Here is a 24776-nt window from a genome sequence, read left to right on the forward strand (position 1 = left end):
GATTCCTTCTTTCTCGACAACTTGTTTTCTAGTTTACTTATTTCGCTTAAAACGCGATGTTACTCCGCTTCTTCTGCTTCCGGTAAGATGTACGCCTTAGCAGGTGGCGCTCCAAAGATGTGTGTAATCAACGCTTGTATGTCTTCTTTTGTGATGCGCTCGACCTCTTCGATGACTTCTTCTAATGTCGGGTGTTTCTCTAAATGAAGTTCGTTCCGTGCATTCCGGTTCATATGGCTCGACGTTCCTTCATTCCCAAGGATGAGCGACCCTTTCAGCTGCTCAATCCCATCTTCTAATTCTTTATCCGTCAAGCCGTTTTCGAGCAATAATTTTACTTCAGCTTCTAAGACGTCTTCGACTTCTTGTAGCGTCTCATGTGACGTTCCGACATAAATCGTAAACGTTCCATGATCGTCGAACGTCGTGTAGTAGGAAAAGACGGAATAGGCGAGTCCACGATCTTCCCGAATCGATTGGAACAAGCGGCTAGACATCGTCGCCCCAAAGGCATTGTTCAATAATGCAAGCCCCGGTAGGCGCTCATCCGTTGAATCGATTGCACGGAAATTATAACAAAGATGGACCTGTTCTGTATCCTTTTCCTTTCGGATGACATCATTTTTTAATTCAGGTAACACAATCGGACGTGTTGCATCGCTGCGCGTCATGACACGGAATCGTTCCTTTACTTGGTCGACCAATGCATCCGTGACGTGACCTGCGATCGAGATGACGATTTGGTCCGGCGCATATGCCTGTTTCATATACTCCATGATCATCTGTCGGTTAATCCGGAGAACACTTTCCTCCGTACCGAGGATTGGCCGCGCCATGACATCCTCGCCATAAGCCGCGATCGCCAGTAGTTCATGGACGAGATCGTCCGGCGTATCCTCATACATTTTGATTTCTTCAATCACGACGCGTTTCTCTTTTTCGAGTTCTTCTTCGTCGAATGTCGAATCAAGGAACATATCCGCTAAGACGTCGAATGCCGTCGCCGCATGTTCATCTAATGTCTTGACGTAATAACACGTCTGATCCTTACTTGTGAATGCATTAATATTTCCACCAAGTCGATCGAAGTAAACCGCAATCTCTTTTGCTGAAAACTGATTCGTTCCTTTAAAGATCATATGTTCAATCAAATGACTGATCCCATGTTCTTCAGGTGTTTCCGTTCGCGAACCGGCTTTGATGAAGATTCCTGTCGCTACACTCCGTGCGCTCGGCATCCGTTCGATGATAATCCGTACACCATTTTCTAGCTGTATCCGTTCGACCATAATAGTTTCCTCCTGAATCGGAAACAAGGTGGCTCTCGCTGCGACATCCGCACCGTTGAGCCACCTTGTTTTCATTAGTTACGACGTGGTGGACGTTGTCCGTCACGTGGTGGGCGAGATCCTGTATCCCGACGTGGCGGGCGGTTGTCACGCTCTGTTTTTTTCTTTTCATCATATGCGGCACGGTCTTCTGCACTCATCCCTTCGACAAGAAGGATTTTATGAGAGGCATTGACACGCCCTTTGTCATCGACTTCTGTGACACGGACTTTCAGTTTGTCACCAAGTTTAACGACGTCTTCCGTCTGACCGACTCGATCGAGTGCAAGTTCAGAGATATGGACGAGCGCGTCTTTTCCTTTAAATAATTCGACGAACGCACCAAACTTCTCAATTCGGCGAACCGTTCCATCGAATTCTTCACCGATGACGACTTCACGGACGATGTCCTCGACCAATTGACGTGCCCGGTTAATGCCATCTTGATCCGTCGATGCGATAAAGACCGTTCCATCCTGGTCGATATCAATCTTGACGCCTGTTTCATCGATGATCGCATTGATGACTTTACCGCCGGGTCCAATCACATCACGGATTTTATCCGGATTGATTTTGAGGGTAACGATTTTCGGTGCATATTTCGACAATTCGACACGTGGTTCAGCAATGACCGAATTCATGTGTTCGAGAATGTGCAAACGACCAAGACGCGCTTGTTCGAGTGCTTCTTCAAGAATTTGACGTGTGATGCCACCAATTTTCATATCCATTTGTAAAGCAGTCACACCATCTTTTGTTCCTGCGACTTTAAAGTCCATGTCGCCGAGATGATCTTCCATACCTTGAATGTCAGTCAAAATCGAGTAGTTTTCGCCTTCTTTAATCAAGCCCATCGCGATTCCTGCGACTGGTGCTTTAAGCGGTACGCCGGCATCCATCATCGCGAGGATTGAACCACAGATTGAGGCTTGTGAAGACGACCCATTGGATTCAAGCACTTCCGACACGAGACGGATCGTATACGGGAAATCTGTTTCTGATGGTAAAACAGGTTGTAACGCCCGTTCTCCGAGTGCTCCGTGACCAATTTCACGACGACCTGGTGCACGCATCGGACGCGCTTCCCCAACTGAGAACGGTGGGAAGTTGTAGTGGTGCATAAAGCGTTTTTCTTCTTTTAGACCAAGTCCATCGATGATTTGTGCATCTCCGGCGACACCAAGCGTCGCGACAGACAAGACTTGTGTTTGACCACGTGTGAAGAGACCAGACCCGTGGGCACGTGGCAAGAGTCCGATTTCTGAGTCGAGCGGACGGATTTCAGCAAGCCCACGACCATCCGGACGGACTTTATCTTCTGTGATCAAGCGGCGGACTTCTGTTTTGACGAACTTATTTAACACACCGGATACTTCAGCAAGTTGTGCTTCCGTGACCGATTCGTCTGCTGCGTAAAGATCGATATATTTTGAGATGACTTCGTTGATTGCGACGTCACGCGCTTGTTTTTCTTCGACTTGGACGGCAGTCGTCACTTCTGCTAACGCTTCCGTCTTCAGACGTGCAACGAGTGCCTCGTCAAACGATGATACCGTGTACGCAAATTTTTCTTTTCCGACAGCGGCAACGATTTCTTCTTGGAACGCAATCAATTCTTTAATGACATCATGTCCGAGTAAGATCGCTTCGAGCATCGCTTCTTCCGATACTTCCTTCGCGCCTGCTTCAACCATGTTGACGGCATGTTTTGTACCTGCGACTTGCAAGTCGATATCACTTGCTTCAGCCTGGCTTGCTGTCGGGTTGATGATGAACTCTCCGTCAACACGACCAATCGTCACGCCCGCAATCGGACCGTCGAATGGAATATCAGAGATCGAAAGCGCGATTGATGCGCCGATCATCGCTGCAACTTCTGACGAGTTGTCCGGATCTGACGAAAGAACAGTCGTCGCGACTTGGATGTCGTGACGGAAACCGTCTGGGAAGAGCGGGCGAATCGGACGGTCAATCAACCGTGATGTTAAAATTGCATTTTCTCCCGGGCGTCCTTCACGTTTCAAGAAGCCACCTGGAATTTTACCTGCTGCATATAATTTTTCTTCATAGTTCACTGTTAATGGGAAGAAATCTAAATCTTTCGGTTGTTTCGATGCAACGACCGTCGCGAGAACAGCTGTCTCACCGTAGCGAATCATCGCTGCCCCGTTCGCTTGTTTGGCCAATTGACCGATTTCGATTGTTAAAGGACGTCCACCGAGTTCGGTCGAAAACGTCTGTTTTGTTTGTGACATGCACAAATCTCCTCTCACTGCTATCCGTTTTTTCATTCAAATCTAATTATGTAGGTTCTTGCGCCAAATGTCCATGAATCGGCAAAAAAAAGAAACAGGAGACGATGCTCCTGCTTCCACTTGTCCTTTTAGTCGGATTAGCGACGAAGACCAAGACGTTCGATCAATGAACGGTAACGAGCAACATCCTTGTTACGAAGGTATGTGAGCAAGTTACGGCGACGACCGACCATTTTCAAGAGACCACGACGTGAGTGGTGATCCTTTTTGTGTGTACGTAAGTGATCGTTCAAAGTTGTGATCTGTTCAGTTAAAACAGCAACTTGTACTTCCGGCGAACCAGTATCGCCTTGTTTCGTAGCATAAGCTTCGATAATTTCGTTTTTACGTTCTTTAGTGAGTGCCATTGTCACTCCACCTCCATCTTTTAAATGACCGGATTGCCGAGCATCGGATGGTGAGACCTGATGCCAAGTCAATCGGCTGTACGTGATCGTACTGACTTATCATAACGAACCGCTATTCTTCTGTCAAACGTTTAAACGGCGTGCCGCTTCGATTTTATCTTGAGCAAGTTGTGCTTTTAAGCTCTCGATCCCGTCAAATGCCTGTTCGTCACGTAAATACGCAATCCACTCGAGCTTCAATTCTTGCCCGTATAAATCTTCATCAAACTGAAGTAAGTGGGTTTCAACACTGACTTCTCCCGTTTCGTAAAAGGTTGGTCTCCGTCCAATATTCGTCATCGCTGGAAACGTCCGTCCGTCTTCGAGCTGCGCCCGCGTCGCATAGACACCGAGTTTCGGAATGACATAGGCAAATTCCGGACGGATGTTCGCCGTCGGGAAGCCGATTTGTCTTCCCCGTGCATCGCCATGAATGACAATACCTTTCAGTTGGTACGGTTCTCCGAGTAAACTCGCTGCCGCTTCGACTTCCCCTGCTGCAAGCAGCTTCCGGATCCGGGTCGAACTGACTTTTTCATCATCTGCCTGTTGTTCAGCGACCGTCGTGTGTGTAAATTGCCCGCGACTATGAAAATCAAGGGTCGCCATCTTCCCGGCACCAAATCGCCCATAGGAATAATCGAATCCGGCAACGATATGTTTCGCTCCCGCCCCAATCAAATACGTATCGACGAATTCTTGTGGAGAGAGTTCTGAAAAAGCAACCGTAAACTCGATCACGTAAGCACGGTCGATGCCGAGCTGTGCCATTTTTTCGAGTTTTCGGTCAAGGGGAGTGATGTAGCGGATTTGATCGTCACTTTTTCCGAGCACTTGCTTCGGGTGGGGATCAAATGTCATCACGGTAACAGGAAGTTTGAGTTCTTTCCCTTTGTCGATTGCTGTTTGTAATACTTGTTGATGTCCGAGGTGAACCCCATCAAAAAATCCGAGTGCAATGATTCCTGGTTCCTCGACTGGTTTTTCCGGATATGTTAAATGAATGATTTCCATCCCGATCTCTCCGATCTTAATCGATTTGTAACATGACCTCGACGCGCCCCATATTGATTTCAGGGTCACGGCGATAAATCGCTAACGGTACGTCCTCTTCATTATAGACAGTAAACAGTTCGAATTCATCCGGAATGCTTGCAAGTTTTGCTCCGTTTAAGACCCGAGCTGCCGTTTCAGCATCAACCGTCATCCGCGGCCACTTTTGAATGACTTGTTCAATCGGTAAGACATACGCCAAACGCTCCTCGACCGTCTCACAGGCCTCGAGTGTCGCAAGTGTCACGGCATCCCCCTCTTGGATTGTCCCCGACTCCGTCCGGCGTAAGTGGCTCATATGCGCCGCATAACCCAGTTGTTCGCCGATTTGTACGGCAAGCGTCCGGATGTAGGTCCCTTTCCCGCAAGCAATTTCAATTTGGAATCGGCAAACGTCGTCTTCGAACCTGACAGATGATGTTCGGAGAAGTTCATGAATCTCGACTAGACGCGTCGGACGCTCGACTTCGATTCCTTTGCGGGCATATTCATATAACTTTCTACCGTTGACTTTCACCGCTGAGTAGTAAGGTGGTGTCTGTTCAATCTGCCCTGTCAATTGCTTTAGGACGCCGTCGATTTGTGCTTCCGTCAACGCGTCTTGCACCACAGGTGTCGTCTCGACCGTCTCACCATGTGCATCTTCTGTCGTCGTCGCGTATCCAATCGTCACTTCCGCAACATACCGTTTCCCTTCATCCGTGATGAAGCGTGCGAGTTTCGTCGCCCGTCCGAGACAGATTGGCAAAACACCGGTCACTTCCGGGTCGAGCGTGCCGGTATGTCCCACTTTTTTTGTTTGAAATAACCGTCGCAACCGAAACACACAATCATGACTCGTCATCCCAGCTGGTTTATCTAACGGTAACACACCAATCGGTTCCATCTCCTCGTCCTCCTAAAAAAGGGCAACCACGCTTGTGGTTGCCCTGTTGATCTTGTCAATCCTTGTTCAAGTTCCGGAGCAACTCGTCAATTCGTGACCCATACTCGACCGATGTATCAATCTCGAACATCAATTCCGGTGTTTTACGAAGGCGGATCCGGGATCCGATTTCCTTACGCATAAACCCTTTTGATTTTTCAAGACCGATGCGTGCATCGTCTCGTACTTTTTCGTCACCAAGCACCGAATAAAAAATCGTCGCTTGTTGTAAGTCACCAGTCACTTCGACACCTGTTACGGTAACCGCTTTGACACGTGGATCATTAACATCTTTGATGAGCATTTGCGTAATCTCTTTACGAACTTGTTCTGCAACTCGGTTTGAACGTACACTCATGTGAATTCCCTCCAGTTCGGATGATCTCCGTTCTGTTACTTCCGTTTGACTTCTTCCATGATGAAGGCTTCGATGACGTCATCGACTTTGATGTCGTCATACTTCTCAATCTTGATTCCACACTCATAGCCAGTCGCGACTTCTTTGACGTCGTCTTTAAAGCGACGAAGTGTATCAAGTTTCCCTTCATAGATGACGATGCTGTCACGGACGACGCGGACACCTGCTGCACGTGTCAACTTACCTTCCGTCACGTAACCACCAGCAATCGTTCCGACTTTCGAAACTTTGATGACGTCACGGACTTCCGCTTGTCCGATGATTTTCTCGACGAATTCAGGGTCAAGTAACCCTTTCATCGCTTGTTCGATTTCTTCAATCGCATTGTAGATGATTTTGTGGAGACGAATCTCAACCTTCTCTTGATCTGCCATTGATTTCGCGTTACCGTCTGGACGGACGTTGAAACCGATGATGATCGCGTTCGCTGCTGAAGCGAGGATGACATCACCTTCTGTGATGGCACCAACACCTGAGTGAACAATGTTGATTTTAACGCCTTCGACATCGATTTTCTTAAGTGAACCTGCGAGAGCTTCGACAGAACCTTGAACGTCACCTTTGATGATGATGTTTAAGTCTTTGACTTCGCCTTCTTTGATGCGGTCAAAGAGATCTTCGAGGCTGACTTTCGCTGAATCGCGACGTTGTGCTTCGATTTCACGTTGGTAACGTGCTTCACCGATTTGACGCGCTTTTTTCTCATCTTCAAACGCGAAGAATTGATCACCGGCTTTTGGTACATCGTTTAAGCCTGTGATTTCGATCGGTGTGGATGGACCGACTTCTTTCACACGGCGACCGATATCATTGACCATCGCCCGAATCCGACCGAACGTATGACCGACGACGATTGGGTCTCCGACACGAAGTGTTCCGTGTTGGACGAGTAACGTCGCAACCGGTCCACGACCTTTATCGAGTTTCGCCTCGATGACCGTTCCGCGTCCGTTCATCTCTGGTGTTGATTTATATTCTTGGACTTCTGAAACAAGAAGAATCATTTCGAGCAATTCGTCGATTCCGTCGCCTTTTAAAGCAGAAACCGGTACGAAAATCGTATCGCCGCCCCAATCTTCCGCAACGAGTTCGAACTCTGTCAATTCTTGTTTGACGCGATCTGGGTTAGCGCCTTCTTTATCCATTTTGTTGACGGCAACGATGATTGGCACTCCCGCTGCTTTCGCATGACTGATTGCTTCTTCTGTTTGCGGCATGACACCGTCATCCGCTGCAACGACGATGATCGCGATATCTGTCACGTCTGCTCCACGAGCACGCATTGTCGTAAACGCCGCGTGACCTGGTGTATCAAGGAACGTGATTTTTTTGTTATCGATTTCAACTTGATATGCCCCGATATGCTGCGTGATCCCACCAGCTTCGCCCGCTGTTACTTTCGTGTTACGGATCGAGTCAAGAAGTGTCGTTTTACCGTGGTCGACGTGACCCATGATTGTGACGACAGGAGGACGTTCTGACAACTCATAGTCATCAAGGTCAAGTTCATATGCATCGAAATCCGTTTCGTCAACTTTAACGGTTTTTTCAACTTCGAAACCGAAGTCTGATGCTAACAATTCAACTGTCTCATCATCGAGATCTTGGTTGATTGTCGCCATGACACCCATGCCCATCAATTTCATGATGAGTTCGTTTGGTTTTTTGTCCATTTTTTCAGCAAGCTCACCAACCGTCAAGTTGTCCGCATATTGAACGACATTCGCCATCGCTTCTTCTTGTGCCCGGCGTGCTGCTTTCCGTTGACTTGATTTTGAGTTCGGGTCAGCCACTTCTAATTTACGTGGTTCTGCTTTCTTTTGGTTCGGACGACGTTTCCCACCGCGGTTGTTGCGGTTTCCGAATTCTGGACGTCCACCTTTTGTATTACGTGATTGATTGCCTGCTGGTTTATTAGTAGTTGTTCCTGGTCGGTTCGGTTTATTGTCTGATTTCACTTGTTTTGGAGCCTCCGTTTTTTCAACCCGATGTTTTTCGGGATTAAATACTTTGTCGAGTTGCTGTACTGTTTGTTCATCTAATACTGCCATATGATTCTTGACGGGTTTCTCAAGCTTTTCAAGCTGTGCGATAACCTGCTTACTTGTTACATTTTGTTCCTTAGCGAATTCGTATACACGTTTACCCAAAGGATCCACCTCCAATTAATCGTTCGAGAGGAGTTCAGTTAGCTTTTTCGCAAATCCGGCTTCATTGACTGACACAACAACACGCGCGTCTTTCCCTAGTGCATGGCCAAGAATCGAACGATCCCCGACTTCAAGATATGGGACATGGTAACTTGTGCATTTATCCGTAACCTTTTTACGCGTTGCAGCCCCCGCATCTGCTGCTAAGAGGACGAGCTTCGCTTGCCCTCCCCGTACTTCTTTCAGTACGAGTTCTTCTCCAGTCGTCACTTTACGCGCTCGGTTCGCGAGACCAAGGAGCGATTCCCATTTACTCATGTGTACCTCCCGCGATTGCAAGCAATTGATCATATAGTTCATCTGTCGTCTTGACTTTCAGATGATGATCGAGTGTTCGCTTCTTCTTTGCCTTCTCGATGACCGTCACATCTTTCGTTAAATAGGCACCTCGCCCATTCATCTTACCATTAAGATCGATGACAACCTCACTGTCAGGTGTTCGAACGACGCGAATCAACTCTTTTTTTGTTTTCATTTCTTGTGTGATGACGCATTTACGTAAAGGTACCTTCTTTTGCACGAATTATTCCTCGCCTTCGACTTGGACCGCTTCCACGTCAACTGCTTCATCTTTGAGGAACACATCTCGAAGACCCATCGATTCTGCTTCCGACTCACTCTTGATGTCAATTTTCCATCCTGTCAACTTCGCAGCAAGGCGGGCGTTTTGCCCACGCTTCCCGATTGCGAGTGACAATTGGAAATCAGGCACGACGACGATTGTCGCCTTCGCCGGTTCGTTGACATACACACTGACGACTTGTGCTGGGCTCAAGGCATTCGCAACATATTCTTTTGGATCATCGGAATAACGAACGATATCAATTTTTTCACCGTTCAATTCGTTGACGATACTTTGAACACGCGCACCCTTTTGACCGACACATGCACCGACCGGGTCGATATCCTCTGACGCGACCGCGATTTTCGAACGATCTCCCGCTTCACGCGCGACAGATTTCACTTCGACTTCGCCAGCAGCGATTTCTGGTACTTCAATTTCAAACAAACGCTTGAGTAAACCAGGGTGTGTCCGTGACACAAGAATCGATGCGCCTGATCCTTTGACCATTGGATCGACTTTCGTCACGTATACTTTGATGTATTCCCGAATACCAAAGCGTTCATTCGGCATTTGTTCGTGTGTCGTCAGAACTGCTTCGATTCCTTCAAGGTTAACATAGAGGTTGCGCGCATCTTGTCGCTCGACCATCCCTGTCATGATTTCATCTTCACGGTCCGCGAAGTGATTGTAAATGCGCTCCCGCTCCGCTTCACGCATTTTTTGTGTGACGATTTGTTTCGCCGTCTGTGCAGCAACACGTCCGAAGTCCCCCGGTGTGACTTCGACTTTATGGAAGTCCCCAAGTTCGTATGTCGGATCGATTTCATGTGCTTCTTCTAGAGAAAGCTGCTCTTCCGGTTGTGTCAAGCGTTCGACGACTTCCTTCAGTGCGAAGACACGAATATCTCCTGTTTTTTGGTCGAACTCGACCTTGACTGCCTCCGACTCTTTGCCGAAGTTGCGGCGGTAAGCTGAGATCAATGCTTGTTCTAACGCATCGATGATAATATTCTTATCGATTTCTTTTTCTTTTGCGATTTGCTCGATCGCCTCGAGTAACTTTGGTCCCATCGTTCTCTTCCTTTCCTTAGAACAGTACCGCAAGTCGCGCCATCGCGATCTTGGTCACCGGTATCTCAATTTTCAATTTTCGTGTCTTGACGCGGACTTCGATTTCAAGAAGCTCATCCGTGTACGCGAGTAACGTTCCTTCAAACTCTGTAGCATCTTTCACCGGATCATTCGTTTTGACGTAGATATGTTTCCCAATCGCCTTTTCGAAATCCTCAGTTTTCTTGAGTGGACGTTCTGCGCCCGGACTGGCAACATCTAGATAGTAGGGTTCGTCGATCGGATCATCATTGTTCAATGCTTCCGATAACTGTTCGTTGATGTTGACACAATCCTCAAGGTCAACGCCACCTTCCTTATCGATGGAGACACGTAGGAACCAATCCGCCCCCTCTTTGACGAATTCGACGTCGACAAGCTCCATCCCCTCTCGTTCTACGATTGGTTTCGCGAGCGCCTCGACCTTCTCAGTTACGTTCGTCATCTTCATCCTCCTTCAAAAAACAAACAAGAAAGGAGCAGGTCCCCCTACTCCTTCCAAGTCGTAGTATAAAAAACATTTCCTCACTCAATATAGCATAATGAACCGCTCTAAGCAAGTATCCGCCGGGCTTTACAGGTCAAATAACGAAAGCTGGTTCTCGTCTGGGAGTCCCTCGAGACAACCAAGATTATCGAGCGTTTCAATAATCGTTTTCGATAACTTGGCACGTTTCTGTAAATCTTCCTTCGACAGAAATTCTCCACCTTTACGGGCCTCGACGATTTGTTTGGCCGCGTTCGTCCCGAGTCCAGTCACCGCGTCAAACGGCGGCAACAGCGTATCGCCATCAATCAAGAACTCGCTAGCGCTCGACTTGTACAAATCGACTTTTTGGAACGTAAAGCCCCGTTCGATCATCTCAAGTGCGATTTCAAGGACCGTGTAGAGTCCTTTATCTTTCGCCGTCGCTTCAAATCCTTTATCTTTGATATCTTGTAAGACTTTTCGGACGGCAGCCGTTCCTTTGTTCATCGCCCCGATGTCAAAATCACCCGCCCGGACCGTAAAGTACGACGCGTAATAGTACATCGGATGATGGACTTTGTAATAAGCGATCCGGACCGCCATCAAGACGTAAGCTGCGGCGTGGGCTTTCGGGAACATGTACTTGATTTTTTTACACGAGTCGATGTACCAAAGCGGCACATTGTTTTCAATCATCGCTTCTTCCATCTCAATCGAGAGCCCTTTCCCTTTTCGGACGGATTCCATGATTTTAAAGGCAAGCGACGGTTCGAGCCCTGCATAAATCAAGTAGACCATGATGTCGTCACGACAGCCGATGACATCTTTCAGTTCACAGGTCCCGTTATAAATCAACTCACTGGCATTCCCGAGCCAGACGTCCGTTCCGTGCGATAGTCCGGAAATCTGAACGAGTTCCGAGAACGTCGTCGGTTTCGTTTCTTCAAGCATCTGTCGGACGAACTTCGTCCCGAACTCTGGAATCCCGAGCGTTCCGGTTTTTGAATCAATCTGTTCCGGTGTCACACCAATCGATTCCGTCGAACTGAAGATTTTCATGACTTCGGCATCATCGACAGGAATCGTTTTCGGATCGCGTCCAGATAAATCCTGTAACATCCGAATCATCGTCGGGTCATCGTGCCCGAGAATATCCAGTTTCAATAGATTATCGTGAATCGAGTGGAAGTCAAAGTGTGTCGTTTTCCATTCCGACCCCATATCGTCCGCTGGGAACTGAATTGGACTGATATCATAGATGTCCATGTAATCCGGGACAACGATGATTCCCCCAGGGTGTTGCCCTGTCGTCCGCTTCACACCTGTAACCCCGCTGACGAGTCGATCGACTTCAGCGTTACGGTAATTCAAATCATTTTCAGATTGATACCCTTTCACATACCCGTAAGCTGTTTTCTCAGCAATCGTCCCGATTGTCCCTGCACGGTACACATAATCATCACCGAACAAGACTTTCGTATAGGCATGGGCTTTCGGCTGGTACTCCCCACTAAAGTTCAAATCGATATCCGGTACTTTATCCCCCTTGAACCCAAGGAACGTTTCGAACGGGATGTCGTGTCCATCTTTCGTCAATGGAATTTGACACGTCTTACATTGTTTGTCCGGTAAATCGAATCCAGATCCAACCGACCCATCATCAAAGAATTCGGATTCTTGACAGTTCGGACAGACGTAATGCGGCGGTAACGGGTTGACTTCCGTAATCTCCGTCATCGTCGCGACAAGGCTCGATCCGACCGAACCACGCGAGCCGACGAGATACCCATCGTCGAGCGATTTTTTTACGAGTTTATGCGAAATCAAATAGATGACGGCAAAACCATGGCCAATGATTGACTTCAACTCTTTTTCAAGCCGTGCCTCGACGATTTCCGGTAACGTCTCGCCGTAAATTTTGTGTGCCATGTCATAGGATAAGCTCCGGACTTCATCATCGGCACCGTCAATCTTCGGTGTAAACAGGTCTTTCGGGATGATATCGATGTTTTCGAACATCTCGGCGACCTTTTGGCTGTTCGTGATGACTAGACGTTCTGCGAGATCGGGTGCAAGGAACCGGAAGTCTTCCATCATTTCCTGCGTCGTCCGGAAATGTGCCGGTGGCAACTGTTTCCGCATGTTGAGCATGTTCGCCCCACCTTGCGTCCGAATCAAGACTTCACGGTACGTCGCGTCATGACGATCGAGATAATGTACATTCCCGGTCGCAACCGGTAAAATGTCATTTTCTTCCGCCACACGGATGATTTTTTTAATCAAGTCTCTCAGTTCCAGTTCATTTTGGACGATTTCCCGTTCAATTAAATGTCCATACATCGCCGGCGACTGAATTTCGATGAAATCATAAAATTGCATGACTTTCGCTAAGTCTTCATCCGACTTATTGAGTGCCGCATCAAACACTTCCCCATTGTCACACGCAGAACCGATGATTAAACCTTCCCGGTGTGCCACGAGTTGTGAACGTGGTGTCCGGACGACCCGATGGACGTGTTTCGTATGAGCGATGGAAATTAACTGATACAGATTTTTTAAGCCTGTCCGATTTTTCGCATAGACTGTCGCGTGATACGGACGCGCCCTCGAAATATCTTTCCCCATCTCGCGGTTGAGCGACAGATGGGTCGTCATGTTGAACATCTCATCAGCCATTTGTAATAACTTTAACATTAAATATCCGGTCGCTTCCGCATCGTAAATCGCCCGGTGATGTTGTGTCAATTCAATATCAAACCGTTTCGCAAGCGTATTCAAGCGGTGATTTTTCAACGTCGGCATCAACACACGGGCGAGTTCGAGCGTATCGATGACAGGCAACGTCGATTCGTCATGTTCACCAGAACGGAGGGTCGCATTCAAGAAGCCGATATCGAACGCGGCATTGTGGGCGACAAGAATCGAATCGCCTGCCCAGTCCATGAATTCCTTGACGACTTGTTCCGGGTCCGGTTTCCCACGGACCATGTCATCCGTGATGCCCGTCAAATCGATCGTCGTCGCAGATAACAAGTGTTTTGGATCAGCGAACGCCTCGAATTTATCAATGACGTCTCCGTCGTAAATCTTAACTGCCGCGAGTTCAATGATTTTGTTGTACATCGCCGATAGTCCGGTCGTCTCGACGTCAAAGACAACGAACGTCGCTTCTTCGAGATTTTGGTCGACTGGATTGTACGCCACTTGGACACCATCGTTGACGACATTCGCTTCAATTCCGTATAACACCTTGATGTCATTTTTCTTACCGGCATAATACGCGTCCGGGAAACTTTGTGCCCCGGCGTGATCGGTAATGGCGACAGCAGGGTGCCCCCAAGCTGCAGCACGTTCGACATATTTCGTTACGTTCATGACGGCGTCCATTTGACTCATTTGTGAATGGGCGTGTAATTCGACACGCTTTTCGCCACTCCACGGGTCACCCGGGAGTTCGACTTTCACTTCCGACAATTGGGCGACCATCATACACAAGTCGCGTAAGAACGTATCGAATTCGACCCGACCGGCTGCCTGGATCCACATCCCTTTTTTGATTGCCGACAACACTTTGACGTCGGTCTCGTCACGTGCGAACATCTTGACGACAAGTGAATCGGTATAATCGGTCAATTTGAATGTGAAGATCGTTTTTCCACTCCGGAGTTCCCGACTCTCTGCTGAGAAGACAAGACCACGAATTGCGATTCGGCGCTCTTCATCTTGAATCGTCTTGATCGGAACGATTTCATCTTGAATCGGTTTCCCGATTCGAATGTCAACTGGTCCCTCATCATCGTCACGCGATTGTTCGCGTTTAAATTGCAGTTCGAGCATCCGTTTTGCTTCCTCGATGTCTTCTTGTTTAACTTGATTGCGTAGTGCTTCCTGCGTCGATTGATCCATCTGGACGATCGGTTCACAGATGAACTTCGGAAAACCATATGCCCCATAAAGTAGTTGCATCTCACCACATAAATCGTTCTTTAAGAATCCAGCTTCTGGTTCACTACGGACCGGAATGAACAGTTTATTTTCCCGGAATTCCGGCAACACACGACTGAGTTGTGTCCGCATCGCAGCCGATGCATCAGCTAAATCTTGAACGACATAAGGCCAGTAATCGATGAAAAGTTTATCATCCGGACGGTCGTCCGAAACGAGGTTCAACTTCACCTCGGCAAATTGCTGATACCGACTCGTCAATCGACTGAAAAACATCTGATAGACGTTTTGAGGCAACAGCTTCGGAATCCGAATCTGAAATGTCCACGTCGAATTGCTTTTATTAACACGGAGCTTCTCAAGCATCGCCCCGGTAAAATATTCTTCTGTGATTCCGATTGGTAAATCTAAATCACTCATTAAAAGTGCCATGCGTTGTTGTGTATCCACTCGCAATTGTGCTGTCTGATCGCTTCACACCGTGACAGCAACTCCTCCTCCTCTTGCGGATTGCCCAAGGGGCGAATGGGTGTGAGACAAGAAAACAGTCACTTAAACTTTTAAGTGACCGTCCTCCATTACTTATTCTAAACCTTCGTACAGCGAACGAACAGCCTGAACGAGATTTCCTTGTTCAATTTCTTCTGCTTCACCACCGCGGCGTGCTTTCAACTCAACGATTCCGTCAGCTGCTTTTTTCCCGACGTTGATTCGGACAGGTAGACCAATCAAATCAGCATCCGCGAATTTGACACCTGCACGTTCTTTACGATCATCAAACAAAACAGAGAATCCAGCAGCCGTCAATTGACGATACAAGTCTTCCGCGACTTCCATTTGATCTGCATTTTTACCGTTGACGGCAATTAAATGGACATCATATGGAGCAATCGCTTTTGGCCAAATGATCCCACGCTCGTCATAGTGTTGTTCAACGACGGCAGAAAGTGTCCGCGACACTCCGATACCGTAACAACCCATGATGAGGGGTTGTGCTTTTCCACCCTCGTCGAGGAAGGTCGCACCCATCCCTTCCGAATAACGTGTTCCAAGTTTAAAGACTTGTCCGACTTCGATGCCGCGCGCGAACTTGACGTGTCCTGCACCGTCTGGTGAGGCGTCACCTTCTTCGACGAACCGTAAGTCCGTATATTCTGCTTCAAAATCACGACTTGGATCAACATGGATATAATGCGTTTCTGCTTTATTTGCACCACAGACTGCATTCGTCAAGGCACGGACAGCATAATCCGCAACGACTTTCATGTCCGCTCCGATCGGACCAAGCGTGCCTGGTTTCGAGTGCAGTGCTTGTTCGATTTCTTCGTCAGACGCCATCGTGATATCAAGCGCACCGAGATAGTTCTTTAATTTGATGTCATTCACTTCGTGGTCACCCCGGACAAGTGCCATGACGAGACCTTGTTCCGTTTTGAAGATGACGGTCTTGATCGATTCCGTTGCCGGTAACTGTAAAAATTCACCGACTGCTTCAATCGTTTTTGCCTCTTCCGTATGGACGGTCTCGAGTGCTTCCGGTGTCTTCGCTTGTGCTTCGTACGCATCAACGGCTTCCGCCATCTCAAGGTTCGCTGCATAATCCGACTGATCCGAGTAGACAATCGTGTCTTCTCCGATGGCTGCAAGCGCATGGAATTCATGTGTGCCGCTTCCACCGATTGCACCTGAGTCTGCGACGACGGGACGGAACTCCAATCCGACGCGTGTAAAAATTTTCGTATACGTTTCAAACATGTTTTGATACTCAGCGTCCAAACTTTCTTGCGTTGCATGGAACGAATACGCATCTTTCATGATGAACTCACGTCCGCGTAAGAGACCGAACCGCGGTCGCCGCTCATCTCGGTATTTCATTTGAATCTGAAACAGGTTGACCGGTAATTTTTTATACGAGTTCAATTCATCACGAACGATTGACGTAATCAATTCTTCGTGCGTCGCCCCAAGTGCAAAACGACGGTCATGACGATCGGTCAGACGCATCAGTTCAGGTCCATAAATATCCCAGCGTCCTGTTTCTTCCCACAGTTCTGCCGGCTGGATTGCCGGCATCAATAATTCTTGCGCGCCAGCTGCTTCCATCTCTTCACGAACGATTGTCTCAATGTTCGCAAGGACACGTTTCGCAAGCGGCAAGTAAGAATAAATTCCCGCTGCATTTTGACGCATGAATCCTGCGCGTAATAAAAGTTGGTGACTGATCGCCTCTGCGTCTGATGGTACTTCACGCAATGTTGGCATAAACATTTTCGATTGTTTCATATGAGTCGTAAACCCCTTCTGAGTGAAAGTTTAAAAGAATTTCTGAATGTCATTCCATGTGACGACGAGCATCAAGAGCATTAATAGTGCAAAGCCAACGAAATGGACCAATCCCTCTTTTTGGGGATCAACTGGCTTGCCACGTAACGCTTCAAGGAAGAGGAACAAAAGACGTCCACCATCAAGAGCAGGGAGCGGCAACAAGTTAAAGACCGCTAAGTTGACGGACAATAAAGCCGTCCATGTCAACAACATTGAAAATCCACTATCTGCCACTTGATCCGTCATCTTGACGATGCCGACTGGACCAGACAGTTGATCGACGCCGACTGCACCCGTCACTAAGTCACCGACTGCTCCGACGATTAACGTCGACATCCGCCATGTTTCGGTCACACCAGTTTCGAGTGCCGTTCCGAATGATTTTTCCGTTTCGTTCGTCACGCCGATGATTCCGACTTTTTGATCGCCTTGTTGCTGAATCTTCGGTGTGATTTGTGTTGTCGCTTCTTTACCATCTCGTTCATAGACGACAGTCGTCTCTTTGCCGGCTTGATCTTGGAAACCAGCACGCAGGTCCGTCCATTTCGTCGTTTCATCTCCATTGACGGAAACGATCCGATCGCCTTCGACGAGTCCCGCTTGATCCGCTGGCGAACCTTTTTGAACCGTCCCGATGACACTATCTCCCGTCGGAGAACCATTATACAGGGCTAACCCAAACAAGATGACGAAGGCGAGAACAAAGTTCATCGCCGGTCCAGCAGCAATCGCAAGAACTCGTTTAAAGACGGATTTCGATCCAAATGTCCGGTCATATGGAGCGATTTGTGTCCGTGTTTGACCTTCGACGAGAAACGCTGTGTTTGAGATCTCATAACGCGTCGACACTTCATCTTGTAACCCGACGAGTTCCAATTTGTGTAACAAATCAATTTGCTCGACGGTGACGACTTGATCTGCTTTCGGATGACTCGCATCTAAATAAATCGTCTCGACCACGCCATCGTTTAATCCTAACCCAACCGATTGGCCCGGTTTGACTTCAACGAACTCCGGTTCTTCTCCAGCCATCTTGACGTACCCACCAATCGGAAGCAACCGAACCGTATACAGTGTTTCATTTTTGAAGAACGAAAAAATTTTCGGTCCAAAGCCAATCGCGAATTCACGACAGAGGATTCCAGCGCGCTTCGCCATCACGAGATGACCCCATTCATGTACGGCAACAAGTACACCGAACATCAATACGATCGAAATAAAGGTCGTCATTGCTATCCCATCCTTAGTTAGTGAGTGAAAGCGACGTGATAAACGCACGTGCCCAGCGGTCCGCCTCTAAAATTTGATCCAAGGACGGATCGTGGATCAATTCATGCGCCTGCAACGCTGCCTCAACACTCGCTTCGATTTCTAAAAAGCTGATTTCCCCATTTAAGAAGCGGGCAACGGCTTGTTCGTTCGCGGCATTAAGTACTGAAGGCATCGAGCCACCGACACTCCCGGCTTCAAAAGCAAGGCGCAGTAACGGGTAACGTTCAAATGATGCTTCAGCAAAGTTCAAGCGTCCGATTTGTTTTAAGTTTAACCGTTCTCCCCCCTTGATTTCAAGGCGGGACGGATATGTAAGGGCATATTGAATCGGTTCGCGCATATCCGGCATTCCAAGTTGTGCCATAACAGCACCATCCTTAAATTCGACCATCGAGTGAATGATTGATTCGCGGTGAATGACGACGTCAATATCTTCGTACGCGACGTCAAACAACCAGTGTGCTTCGATGACTTCAAACCCTTTGTTCATCATCGTTGCAGAATCAATCGTAATTTTTGCACCCATCGACCAATTCGGATGATTCAGCGCTTGCTCGACTGTGACTTCTGCCAATTGATCACGTGTCATGTCACGGAAACTACCGCCAGATGCCGTTAACATGATTTGTCGGACATCTTCACGTCGCTCGCCGTTCAAGCACTGAAAAATCGCTGCGTGCTCACTATCGACAGGTAAGATGGCGACACCTTTTTCACGTGCTTTCGCCATGACCAGGTGTCCAGCAGTAACAAGAGTTTCTTTGTTCGCAAGGCCAATCGTTTTTCCGGCTTCGATCGCCGCGAGTGTCGGACGTAGCCCGATTGCACCGACGACCGCCGTGATGACGATATCAGCCTCTTCCATCGTCGCGACGTCGATTAAGCCCTGCTCCCCTGTCACAATCGTCGGCTGGTAGTCAAGCAACGGTTGTAACTGTTCACGTGTTGGTTCATCGATGACAGAAACGAGCATCGGACGTAAACGATTTAACCAAGGGACAGCGACTGTGTTATTTTTTCCGAATGCAAAGCTGACGAGTTGGAACCGTTCAGGATTGGCAGCGATGACGTCAAGCGTCTGCGTTCCAATCGAACCGGTTCCCCCAATAATACTGACTTTCTTCATGTAACTTCCTCCTCAACTAAAAATGCCGAGTGTAATCAATACGGTAAAGACGATCAACATACTATCAAATCGATCGAGAATTCCACCGTGGCCCGGGAGTAAGTTCCCAGCATCTTTGACACCGTAATGCCGCTTATAGGCAGACTGGACAAGATCACCCAGTTGACCGACGACGGCAACGATCAATGCGAGTAAAACGACTTCTGCATACCCGAGCGTCGGGTTGATCGCTTCAAATACTAAACCAAGCAGTAGGGCAAGTAAAATACCTCCAGCTGCCCCTTCAATCGTTTTATTCGGACTGATCGCTGGCCACAGTTTTGTTTTTCCGAAACGTTTGCCTACGAAATAGGCACCTGAATCCGTGAACCAAATCAATAAAATGATTAACAGTGATAAAGTCAGACCGTTATCGAGTAAACGAATGAACGCAAACGAAGCAAACCCAACACCGACATAAAGGCTTGTCAGTAACAAAAAAGCCACGTCATCAAACGTGAAGACATTTTTAGAGAATACGTTCCAAAACAAACCAACTAAAATAATCAGCATGCCCCAAGCCAGTGGTGAAAGACCGAGTGTAATCGTTTGATCACGCGTCATCTCATACACGGGGACGAAGGGAAGTAATGTCCCAATCCCGAACAAAAGCACGGGAATTGACGAAAAACTGAGTTGTCTCATCTTGACGAGTTCTGTATAACCAATCACTGTTAAGATTGCCATGAAGGCAAGAAATGGAATTCCACCTAAGTAAAGTAAACCTAAAAAGATGGCACCTGCCCAAATGGCGGTAATAATACGCGTTTTCATAAGCAATATCCTCGTTTAGTCAGACGCCGCCGAATCGGCGTGTCCGTTGATTGTAGTCTTCGATTGCCGCTAAAAATTGTTCCCGTCGAAACTCTGGCCATAAGACATCTGTAAAGTAAAATTCTGCGTAGGCTGCTTGCCATAATAAAAAGTTCGACAAACGTTGTTCCCCACTCGTCCGAATGACAAGATCGACATCCGTCATCGAACCTGTCATCAATTCCTGTTCGATGACCTCTTGAGTGATCATGTCCGGAAGAAGTTCTCCCGCCTGGACTTTTTTTGCCACATGTTGCATCACTTGAACGATTTCGTCACGTCCGCCATAGTTCAAGGCGAAAATCAAACGGAGACCGGTGTTATCAGCCGTGTCCTGTTTTGCTTGTTGGACTGCCTCACGTGTATAGACGGGCAAACGCGATATTTCCCCAGCGACTTCCACTTTTACATTTCGTGCATTCAAGTCTTTTAAATCTGACTCTAAAAATTGAGCAGGTAATTTCATCAAGAAGCTGACCTCTTCTTCAGGGCGTGTCCAGTTTTCCGTCGAGAACGCATACAACGTCAGGCTCTTCACACCTAATTCATTGGCGACACGAACGACTTCCCGGACCGATTTCATTCCTTCTCGGTGCCCCATGATGCGGGGAAGTCCTCGTTTTTTTGCCCAACGTCCGTTTCCGTCCATGATGATTGCAACGTGATCAGGTACGTGTTGCCCGACCACTTCTTTTGTCTGGTTTAACCATTGAAACATTTACTTCTTCCTCCCCTCATTCATTTATAAGAAGAAAGGGACTCTTCGTGTGACAAAGAGTCCCCAACATGACGACATTTTGCGTCATACTTCCATGATTTCTTTTTCTTTATCCGTCGCTGTTTGATCAAGCGCTTTGACGAATTTATCCGTTAATGTTTGGACGTCTTCCGTGTAACCACGTAAGTCATCTTCTGTTAACGCGCCATCTTTTTCTTCTTTTTTCAGTTGCTCATTCGTATCACGGCGAATGTTACGTAACGCAACTTTGCCTTCTTCTGTATACTTCTTGACGAGCTTAACGAGTTCCTTCCGACGATCTTCTGTCAGTGGTGGAATCGCCAACCGGATGACCGTACCATCTGAAGATGGTGCCAATCCTAAATCTGCACGTTGGATTGCTTTTTCGATTTCAGTAACCATCGATTTATCCCAAGGTGTGATTAAGATGAGGCGTGCTTCCGGTGTATTGACGTTCGCGACTTGATTAAGTGGCGTAGGTGAACCGTAGTAATCAACCTGAACAGGGTCAAGGATTGCAACGTTTGCACGACCAGCACGTAGTGTCGCAAGTTCTTTTTTAAGCGAAAGATGCGCTTTTTCCATCCGCTCTTCTGCTTGTTTCATGATTTGCTGTGACATATTATTTCCCCCTTACGAGTGTTCCGATTTCGTCGCCAACGACGACGCGTTTAATATTTCCTTCTTCCATCAATGAGAAAACGATGAGCGGAATATCATTATCCATGCAGAGTGACGTTGCAGTCGAATCCATGACTTGCAAGCCGTCTTTTAAGACATCGAGGTAAGACAACGTCTCAAATTTCTTCGCATCCGGATCCACGTTCGGATCAGCCGAATACACACCATCGACATTGTTTTTCGCCATCAAGATGACCTCGGCTTCAATTTCAGCAGCACGGAGCGCTGCTGTCGTATCTGTCGAGAAGTACGGATTACCCGTTCCAGCCGCAAAGATGACGACACGCCCTTTTTCTAAATGACGCATCGCACGACGACGAATGTACGGTTCAGCAACTTGTCGCATTTCGATTGAAGTCTGGACGCGTGTTTCAACGCCAACCGACTCTAAGCTATCTTGTAGTGCGAGCGAGTTCATGACCGTCGCAAGCATCCCCATATAATCGGCATTTGCCCGGTCCATTCCAAGTTCTGCCCCTGTCTTACCACGCCAAATGTTACCTGCACCTACTACGACGGCAACTTGTACATTCAATTCCACCAATTCACGAATCTGTTGAGAAATTGAATTGACGATTGTGGGGTTGATTCCGAACCCTTGATCACCTGCGAGCGCTTCTCCGCTCAATTTTAACACAATCCGGTTATATTTCGGTTGCATGACTACGTCCTCCTTGCTAAATTCCGTAAAAAAGGAACACGAACCACTTCCACACGAAAGTGGATTGAAGCATACGTGTTCCTTCTCTTGTCATCAGGAAATCCTGATTCTTATTTTTTAAGTTGGTTCATAACTTCTTCAGCGAAGTTTTCTTCACGTTTTTCCATACCTTCTCCAACTTCGAAGCGTACGAATGAAACGATTTTTCCGCCTTTAGATTCTACGTATTTACCAACTTTGAAATCTGGATCTTTAACGAATGTTTGGTCAACGAGGCAAATTTCCTCGAAGTACTTGTTCATACGTCCAGCGATCATTTTTTCAACGATGTTGGCTGGTTTGCCTTCGTTGATTGCTTGCTCTGTAAGAACTTTTTCTTCACGTGCTTTTTCTTCTTCTGTGACAGAAGAACGGTCCACGTAAAGTGGGCGCGCTGCCGCGATGTGCATCGCAACATCTTTCGCGACTGCTTCGTCTGTTGTGCCTTCGATGACGACAACAGAACCGATCCGTCCACCCATGTGGAGGTAAGAGCCGAATGCCGCGTTATCTTCTTTAGTGAAGAGTGCTACACGGCGGAGTGAAATTTTCTCTCCGATTGTAGAAGCTTCTTCAGAAATGTATGTGTCGATTGTTTTACCCGCTTCGTATTCAGAAGCAAGTGCTGCTTCAGCCGTTTCAGAACCGTTACGGAGAACTGCATCCGCGATGTTTTGAACGAGTGATTGGAAACGTTCGTTTTTCGCAACGAAGTCAGTTTCTGAGTTGATTTCGACGAGTGCTGCTTTGTTTCCGTCAACTGCGACTGCTGTCAAACCTTCTGCTGCGATACGATCGCCTTTTGCTGCTGCTTTCGCGATTCCTTTTTCACGCAAGAAATCAACGGCTGCATTCATATCCCCATCAGTTTCAACGAGTGCTTTTTTGCAGTCGAGCATACCTGCACCTGTTTTTTCACGAAGTTCTTTTACCATTGCTGCTGTAATAGCCATTCGATATTCCTCCTTATAACGTCCTTATTTTCAAAAAAAAGGTGATAAAAGGTCAATTCCCTTTATCACCTGGCATCACGAATTACTCAGCGTCTGCTACTACTTCTTCAGTAGTTTCAGGTGCTACGTTATCTTCGCCTTGTTTAACTTCGAGGATTGCGTCAGCCATTTTACCAGTGAGCAATTTGACTGCACGGATCGCATCGTCGTTCGCTGGGATGACGTAGTCGATTTCGTCTGGATCACAGTTAGTATCAACGATCGCAACGATTGGGATGTTGAGTTTGTGTGCTTCTGCAATCGCGATACGCTCTTTGCGTGGGTCAACGATGAAGAGTGCATCTGGAACGCCTGGCATATCTTTGATACCGCCGAGGAATTTCTCAAGACGAGTCATTTCTTTTTTAAGAATGATAACTTCTTTTTTAGGAAGAACTTCGAACGTACCGTTCTCTTCCATTTTTTCGAGTTGTTTCAAACGGTTGATCCGTTTTTTGATTGTAGAGAAGTTCGTGAGTGTTCCACCCAACCAACGTTCGTTGATGAAGTATTGACCCGCACGGATCGCTTCTTCTTTCACAGTGTCTTGAGCTTGTTTTTTCGTACCAACGAAAAGAACGTTTCCGCCTTCAGACGCTACTTCACGGATGAAGTTGTAAGCCTCGTCTACTTTTTTGACCGTTTTTTGTAGGTCAATGATGTAGATTCCGTTACGTTCTGTGAAGATGTATTTTGCCATTTTAGGGTTCCAACGGCGTGTTTGGTGACCGAAGTGTACACCAGCTTCTAACAATTGTTTCATCGAGATTACTGCCATGATGAATTCCTCCTTTTGGGTTTTGGATGTCCTCCGCGATGATCGTTGTCCCAGCTAACCTATTAAAGGCACCGCAGCCGGCGATACATGCGTGCGTAATTAACACCGTAGACTAATATAGCATAAAGTTTAGCGCCGGGCAACCTTCGTTTTCTGAGAAAGTTTTGCAATCAACGCCACCTCGCCCGTCCCCCGATTTAATGAACGTGCGAGTTGGTCGATATCGGCCCCTGTTGCAAGTTGATCTTTTACATCCGTTAGAGCAGGCTGGTCGTCTAGATTGACTTCCGGTTCCCCGAAGTGCGGAAGCTCCGTTGTATCAGGCGGAACAATCATTTCATACGATTCATCGGCAGAGGCAGAGGCAGACTGTTCGACTGTCTTCTGTTCTTCTCCACCCGTTAAGTGTTCTTCTCCACCCGTTAAGCCGTTCACCTGCTCCATGAAACGAAGTAATATTTCTTCTGTTTCTCGTTTTTCACGTTCTAGTACGTTCACGCGGTCTTTTAATGAGGCTTGTTGTTTAAATAAAAGTAAGAGTGCATAGCATATGACTGCTGCAAGAAAAATATAAAAAAGTGTCATTA

Annotated in this window: 22 protein-coding genes; all 22 read right to left on the reverse strand. The window is 47.4% G+C overall.

The features are described 5' to 3' along the window. Positions 1-59: 59 nt before the first annotated feature. The 22 genes from KNQ04_RS08645 to KNQ04_RS08755 all read right to left on the reverse strand — a co-directional run bounded on the left by KNQ04_RS08645 (position 60) and on the right by KNQ04_RS08755 (position 24774). The gene (locus KNQ04_RS08645) at positions 60-1289 is read right to left on the reverse strand and encodes a M16 family metallopeptidase (protein WP_214849530.1); all 1230 of its coding nucleotides are present in this window, start codon (positions 1287-1289) and stop codon (positions 60-62) included. Positions 1290-1363: 74 nt separating this feature from the next. Next, on the reverse strand, positions 1364-3583 hold the full coding sequence (gene pnp, locus KNQ04_RS08650; RefSeq protein ID WP_214849532.1) for a polyribonucleotide nucleotidyltransferase: 2220 nt from the start codon (positions 3581-3583) through the stop codon (positions 1364-1366). A gap of 137 nt (positions 3584-3720) precedes the next feature. Next, positions 3721-3990 (reverse strand): 30S ribosomal protein S15, encoded by a 270-nt coding sequence (gene rpsO, locus KNQ04_RS08655; RefSeq protein WP_023468676.1) that lies wholly within the window; start codon positions 3988-3990, stop codon positions 3721-3723. 123 nt (positions 3991-4113) lie between these two features. Further along, on the reverse strand, positions 4114-5043 hold the full coding sequence (locus KNQ04_RS08660; RefSeq protein WP_214849534.1) for a bifunctional riboflavin kinase/FAD synthetase: 930 nt from the start codon (positions 5041-5043) through the stop codon (positions 4114-4116). Positions 5044-5059: 16 nt separating this feature from the next. Continuing rightward, on the reverse strand, positions 5060-5968 hold the full coding sequence (gene truB / locus KNQ04_RS08665; RefSeq protein ID WP_214849536.1) for a tRNA pseudouridine(55) synthase TruB: 909 nt from the start codon (positions 5966-5968) through the stop codon (positions 5060-5062). A gap of 55 nt (positions 5969-6023) precedes the next feature. After that, entirely contained in the window at positions 6024-6365 is a 342-nt protein-coding gene (gene rbfA, locus KNQ04_RS08670; RefSeq protein WP_214849539.1) for a 30S ribosome-binding factor RbfA, read from the reverse strand. Positions 6366-6400: 35 nt separating this feature from the next. Next, a complete protein-coding gene (gene infB / locus KNQ04_RS08675; protein WP_251136957.1) occupies positions 6401-8575 on the reverse strand; it encodes a translation initiation factor IF-2 in 2175 nt (724 codons plus the stop codon). A 15-nt stretch (positions 8576-8590) separates the two neighbouring features. Further along, a complete protein-coding gene (locus KNQ04_RS08685) occupies positions 8591-8893 on the reverse strand; it encodes a YlxQ family RNA-binding protein (protein WP_029330734.1) in 303 nt (100 codons plus the stop codon). Next, entirely contained in the window at positions 8886-9155 is a 270-nt protein-coding gene (rnpM, locus tag KNQ04_RS08690) for an RNase P modulator RnpM (RefSeq protein WP_214849542.1), read from the reverse strand. The genes KNQ04_RS08685 and rnpM overlap by 8 nt, the downstream gene beginning before the upstream one ends. A 3-nt stretch (positions 9156-9158) precedes the next feature. Further along, positions 9159-10271 carry a transcription termination factor NusA gene (gene nusA, locus KNQ04_RS08695; protein WP_214849544.1) on the reverse strand — a complete coding sequence of 371 codons (1113 nt, stop codon included), beginning with the start codon at positions 10269-10271 and terminating at the stop codon, positions 9159-9161. Positions 10272-10287: 16 nt separating this feature from the next. Further along, positions 10288-10755, reverse strand: a complete 468-nt coding sequence (gene rimP, locus KNQ04_RS08700) for a ribosome maturation factor RimP (RefSeq protein ID WP_214849547.1) — start codon at positions 10753-10755, stop codon at positions 10288-10290. Between the two features lie 129 nt (positions 10756-10884). Then, positions 10885-15156 carry a PolC-type DNA polymerase III gene (locus KNQ04_RS08705; RefSeq protein ID WP_214849548.1) on the reverse strand — a complete coding sequence of 1424 codons (4272 nt, stop codon included), beginning with the start codon at positions 15154-15156 and terminating at the stop codon, positions 10885-10887. Positions 15157-15306: 150 nt separating this feature from the next. Next, on the reverse strand, positions 15307-17007 hold the full coding sequence (locus KNQ04_RS08710) for a proline--tRNA ligase (RefSeq protein WP_214849550.1): 1701 nt from the start codon (positions 17005-17007) through the stop codon (positions 15307-15309). Positions 17008-17037: 30 nt separating this feature from the next. Then, entirely contained in the window at positions 17038-18279 is a 1242-nt protein-coding gene (rseP, locus tag KNQ04_RS08715; protein ID WP_214849566.1) for an RIP metalloprotease RseP, read from the reverse strand. Between the two features lie 13 nt (positions 18280-18292). Next, positions 18293-19447, reverse strand: coding sequence for a 1-deoxy-D-xylulose-5-phosphate reductoisomerase (locus tag KNQ04_RS08720; RefSeq protein WP_214849568.1), 1155 nt, complete (start codon positions 19445-19447; stop codon positions 18293-18295). 12 nt (positions 19448-19459) lie between these two features. Next, complete coding sequence (locus KNQ04_RS08725; RefSeq protein ID WP_214849578.1) at positions 19460-20260, reverse strand: phosphatidate cytidylyltransferase; 801 nt, start codon at positions 20258-20260, stop codon at positions 19460-19462. 19 nt (positions 20261-20279) lie between these two features. Then, entirely contained in the window at positions 20280-21017 is a 738-nt protein-coding gene (locus tag KNQ04_RS08730) for an undecaprenyl pyrophosphate synthase (protein ID WP_214849580.1), read from the reverse strand. An 84-nt stretch (positions 21018-21101) separates the two neighbouring features. Beyond that, positions 21102-21659 carry a ribosome recycling factor gene (frr, locus tag KNQ04_RS08735; RefSeq protein ID WP_214849583.1) on the reverse strand — a complete coding sequence of 186 codons (558 nt, stop codon included), beginning with the start codon at positions 21657-21659 and terminating at the stop codon, positions 21102-21104. A 1-nt stretch (position 21660) separates the two neighbouring features. Beyond that, positions 21661-22380, reverse strand: coding sequence for a UMP kinase (pyrH, locus tag KNQ04_RS08740; RefSeq protein WP_214849592.1), 720 nt, complete (start codon positions 22378-22380; stop codon positions 21661-21663). A gap of 110 nt (positions 22381-22490) precedes the next feature. Further along, positions 22491-23372, reverse strand: coding sequence for a translation elongation factor Ts (gene tsf / locus KNQ04_RS08745; RefSeq protein ID WP_214849594.1), 882 nt, complete (start codon positions 23370-23372; stop codon positions 22491-22493). Between the two features lie 82 nt (positions 23373-23454). Beyond that, the gene (rpsB, locus tag KNQ04_RS08750) at positions 23455-24189 is read right to left on the reverse strand and encodes a 30S ribosomal protein S2 (RefSeq protein ID WP_012370721.1); all 735 of its coding nucleotides are present in this window, start codon (positions 24187-24189) and stop codon (positions 23455-23457) included. A 129-nt stretch (positions 24190-24318) separates the two neighbouring features. After that, on the reverse strand, positions 24319-24774 hold the full coding sequence (locus tag KNQ04_RS08755; RefSeq protein ID WP_214849602.1) for a hypothetical protein: 456 nt from the start codon (positions 24772-24774) through the stop codon (positions 24319-24321). Between the last annotated feature and the right edge of the window lie 2 nt (positions 24775-24776).

The organism is Exiguobacterium sp. s193, from assembly GCF_018618755.1.
Lineage (GTDB): Bacteria > Bacillota > Bacilli > Exiguobacteriales > Exiguobacteriaceae > Exiguobacterium_A.

Excerpts from the sequence above, each read along its gene's own strand:
- KNQ04_RS08645 (WP_214849530.1), bottom strand. The coding sequence starts at position 1,289 with ATGGTCGAACGGATACAGCTAGAAAATGGTGTACGGATTATCATCGAA.
- pnp (WP_214849532.1), bottom strand. The coding sequence starts at position 3,583 with ATGTCACAAACAAAACAGACGTTTTCGACCGAACTCGGTGGACGTCCT.
- rpsO (WP_023468676.1), bottom strand. The coding sequence starts at position 3,990 with ATGGCACTCACTAAAGAACGTAAAAACGAAATTATCGAAGCTTATGCT.
- KNQ04_RS08660 (WP_214849534.1), bottom strand. The coding sequence starts at position 5,043 with ATGGAAATCATTCATTTAACATATCCGGAAAAACCAGTCGAGGAACCA.
- truB (WP_214849536.1), bottom strand. The coding sequence starts at position 5,968 with ATGGAACCGATTGGTGTGTTACCGTTAGATAAACCAGCTGGGATGACG.
- rbfA (WP_214849539.1), bottom strand. The coding sequence starts at position 6,365 with ATGAGTGTACGTTCAAACCGAGTTGCAGAACAAGTTCGTAAAGAGATT.
- KNQ04_RS08685 (WP_029330734.1), bottom strand. The coding sequence starts at position 8,893 with ATGAGTAAATGGGAATCGCTCCTTGGTCTCGCGAACCGAGCGCGTAAA.
- nusA (WP_214849544.1), bottom strand. The coding sequence starts at position 10,271 with ATGGGACCAAAGTTACTCGAGGCGATCGAGCAAATCGCAAAAGAAAAA.
- rimP (WP_214849547.1), bottom strand. The coding sequence starts at position 10,755 with ATGACGAACGTAACTGAGAAGGTCGAGGCGCTCGCGAAACCAATCGTA.
- KNQ04_RS08705 (WP_214849548.1), bottom strand. The coding sequence starts at position 15,156 with ATGGCACTTTTAATGAGTGATTTAGATTTACCAATCGGAATCACAGAA.
- KNQ04_RS08710 (WP_214849550.1), bottom strand. The coding sequence starts at position 17,007 with ATGAAACAATCGAAAATGTTTATGCCAACATTGCGTGAAGTACCATCA.
- rseP (WP_214849566.1), bottom strand. The coding sequence starts at position 18,279 with ATGACGACCTTTATTTCGATCGTATTGATGTTCGGTGTACTTGTTGCC.
- KNQ04_RS08720 (WP_214849568.1), bottom strand. The coding sequence starts at position 19,447 with ATGAAGAAAGTCAGTATTATTGGGGGAACCGGTTCGATTGGAACGCAG.
- KNQ04_RS08725 (WP_214849578.1), bottom strand. The coding sequence starts at position 20,260 with ATGAAAACGCGTATTATTACCGCCATTTGGGCAGGTGCCATCTTTTTA.
- KNQ04_RS08730 (WP_214849580.1), bottom strand. The coding sequence starts at position 21,017 with ATGTTTCAATGGTTAAACCAGACAAAAGAAGTGGTCGGGCAACACGTA.
- frr (WP_214849583.1), bottom strand. The coding sequence starts at position 21,659 with ATGTCACAGCAAATCATGAAACAAGCAGAAGAGCGGATGGAAAAAGCG.
- pyrH (WP_214849592.1), bottom strand. The coding sequence starts at position 22,380 with ATGCAACCGAAATATAACCGGATTGTGTTAAAATTGAGCGGAGAAGCG.
- tsf (WP_214849594.1), bottom strand. The coding sequence starts at position 23,372 with ATGGCTATTACAGCAGCAATGGTAAAAGAACTTCGTGAAAAAACAGGT.
- rpsB (WP_012370721.1), bottom strand. The coding sequence starts at position 24,189 with ATGGCAGTAATCTCGATGAAACAATTGTTAGAAGCTGGTGTACACTTC.
- KNQ04_RS08755 (WP_214849602.1), bottom strand. The coding sequence starts at position 24,774 with ATGACACTTTTTTATATTTTTCTTGCAGCAGTCATATGCTATGCACTC.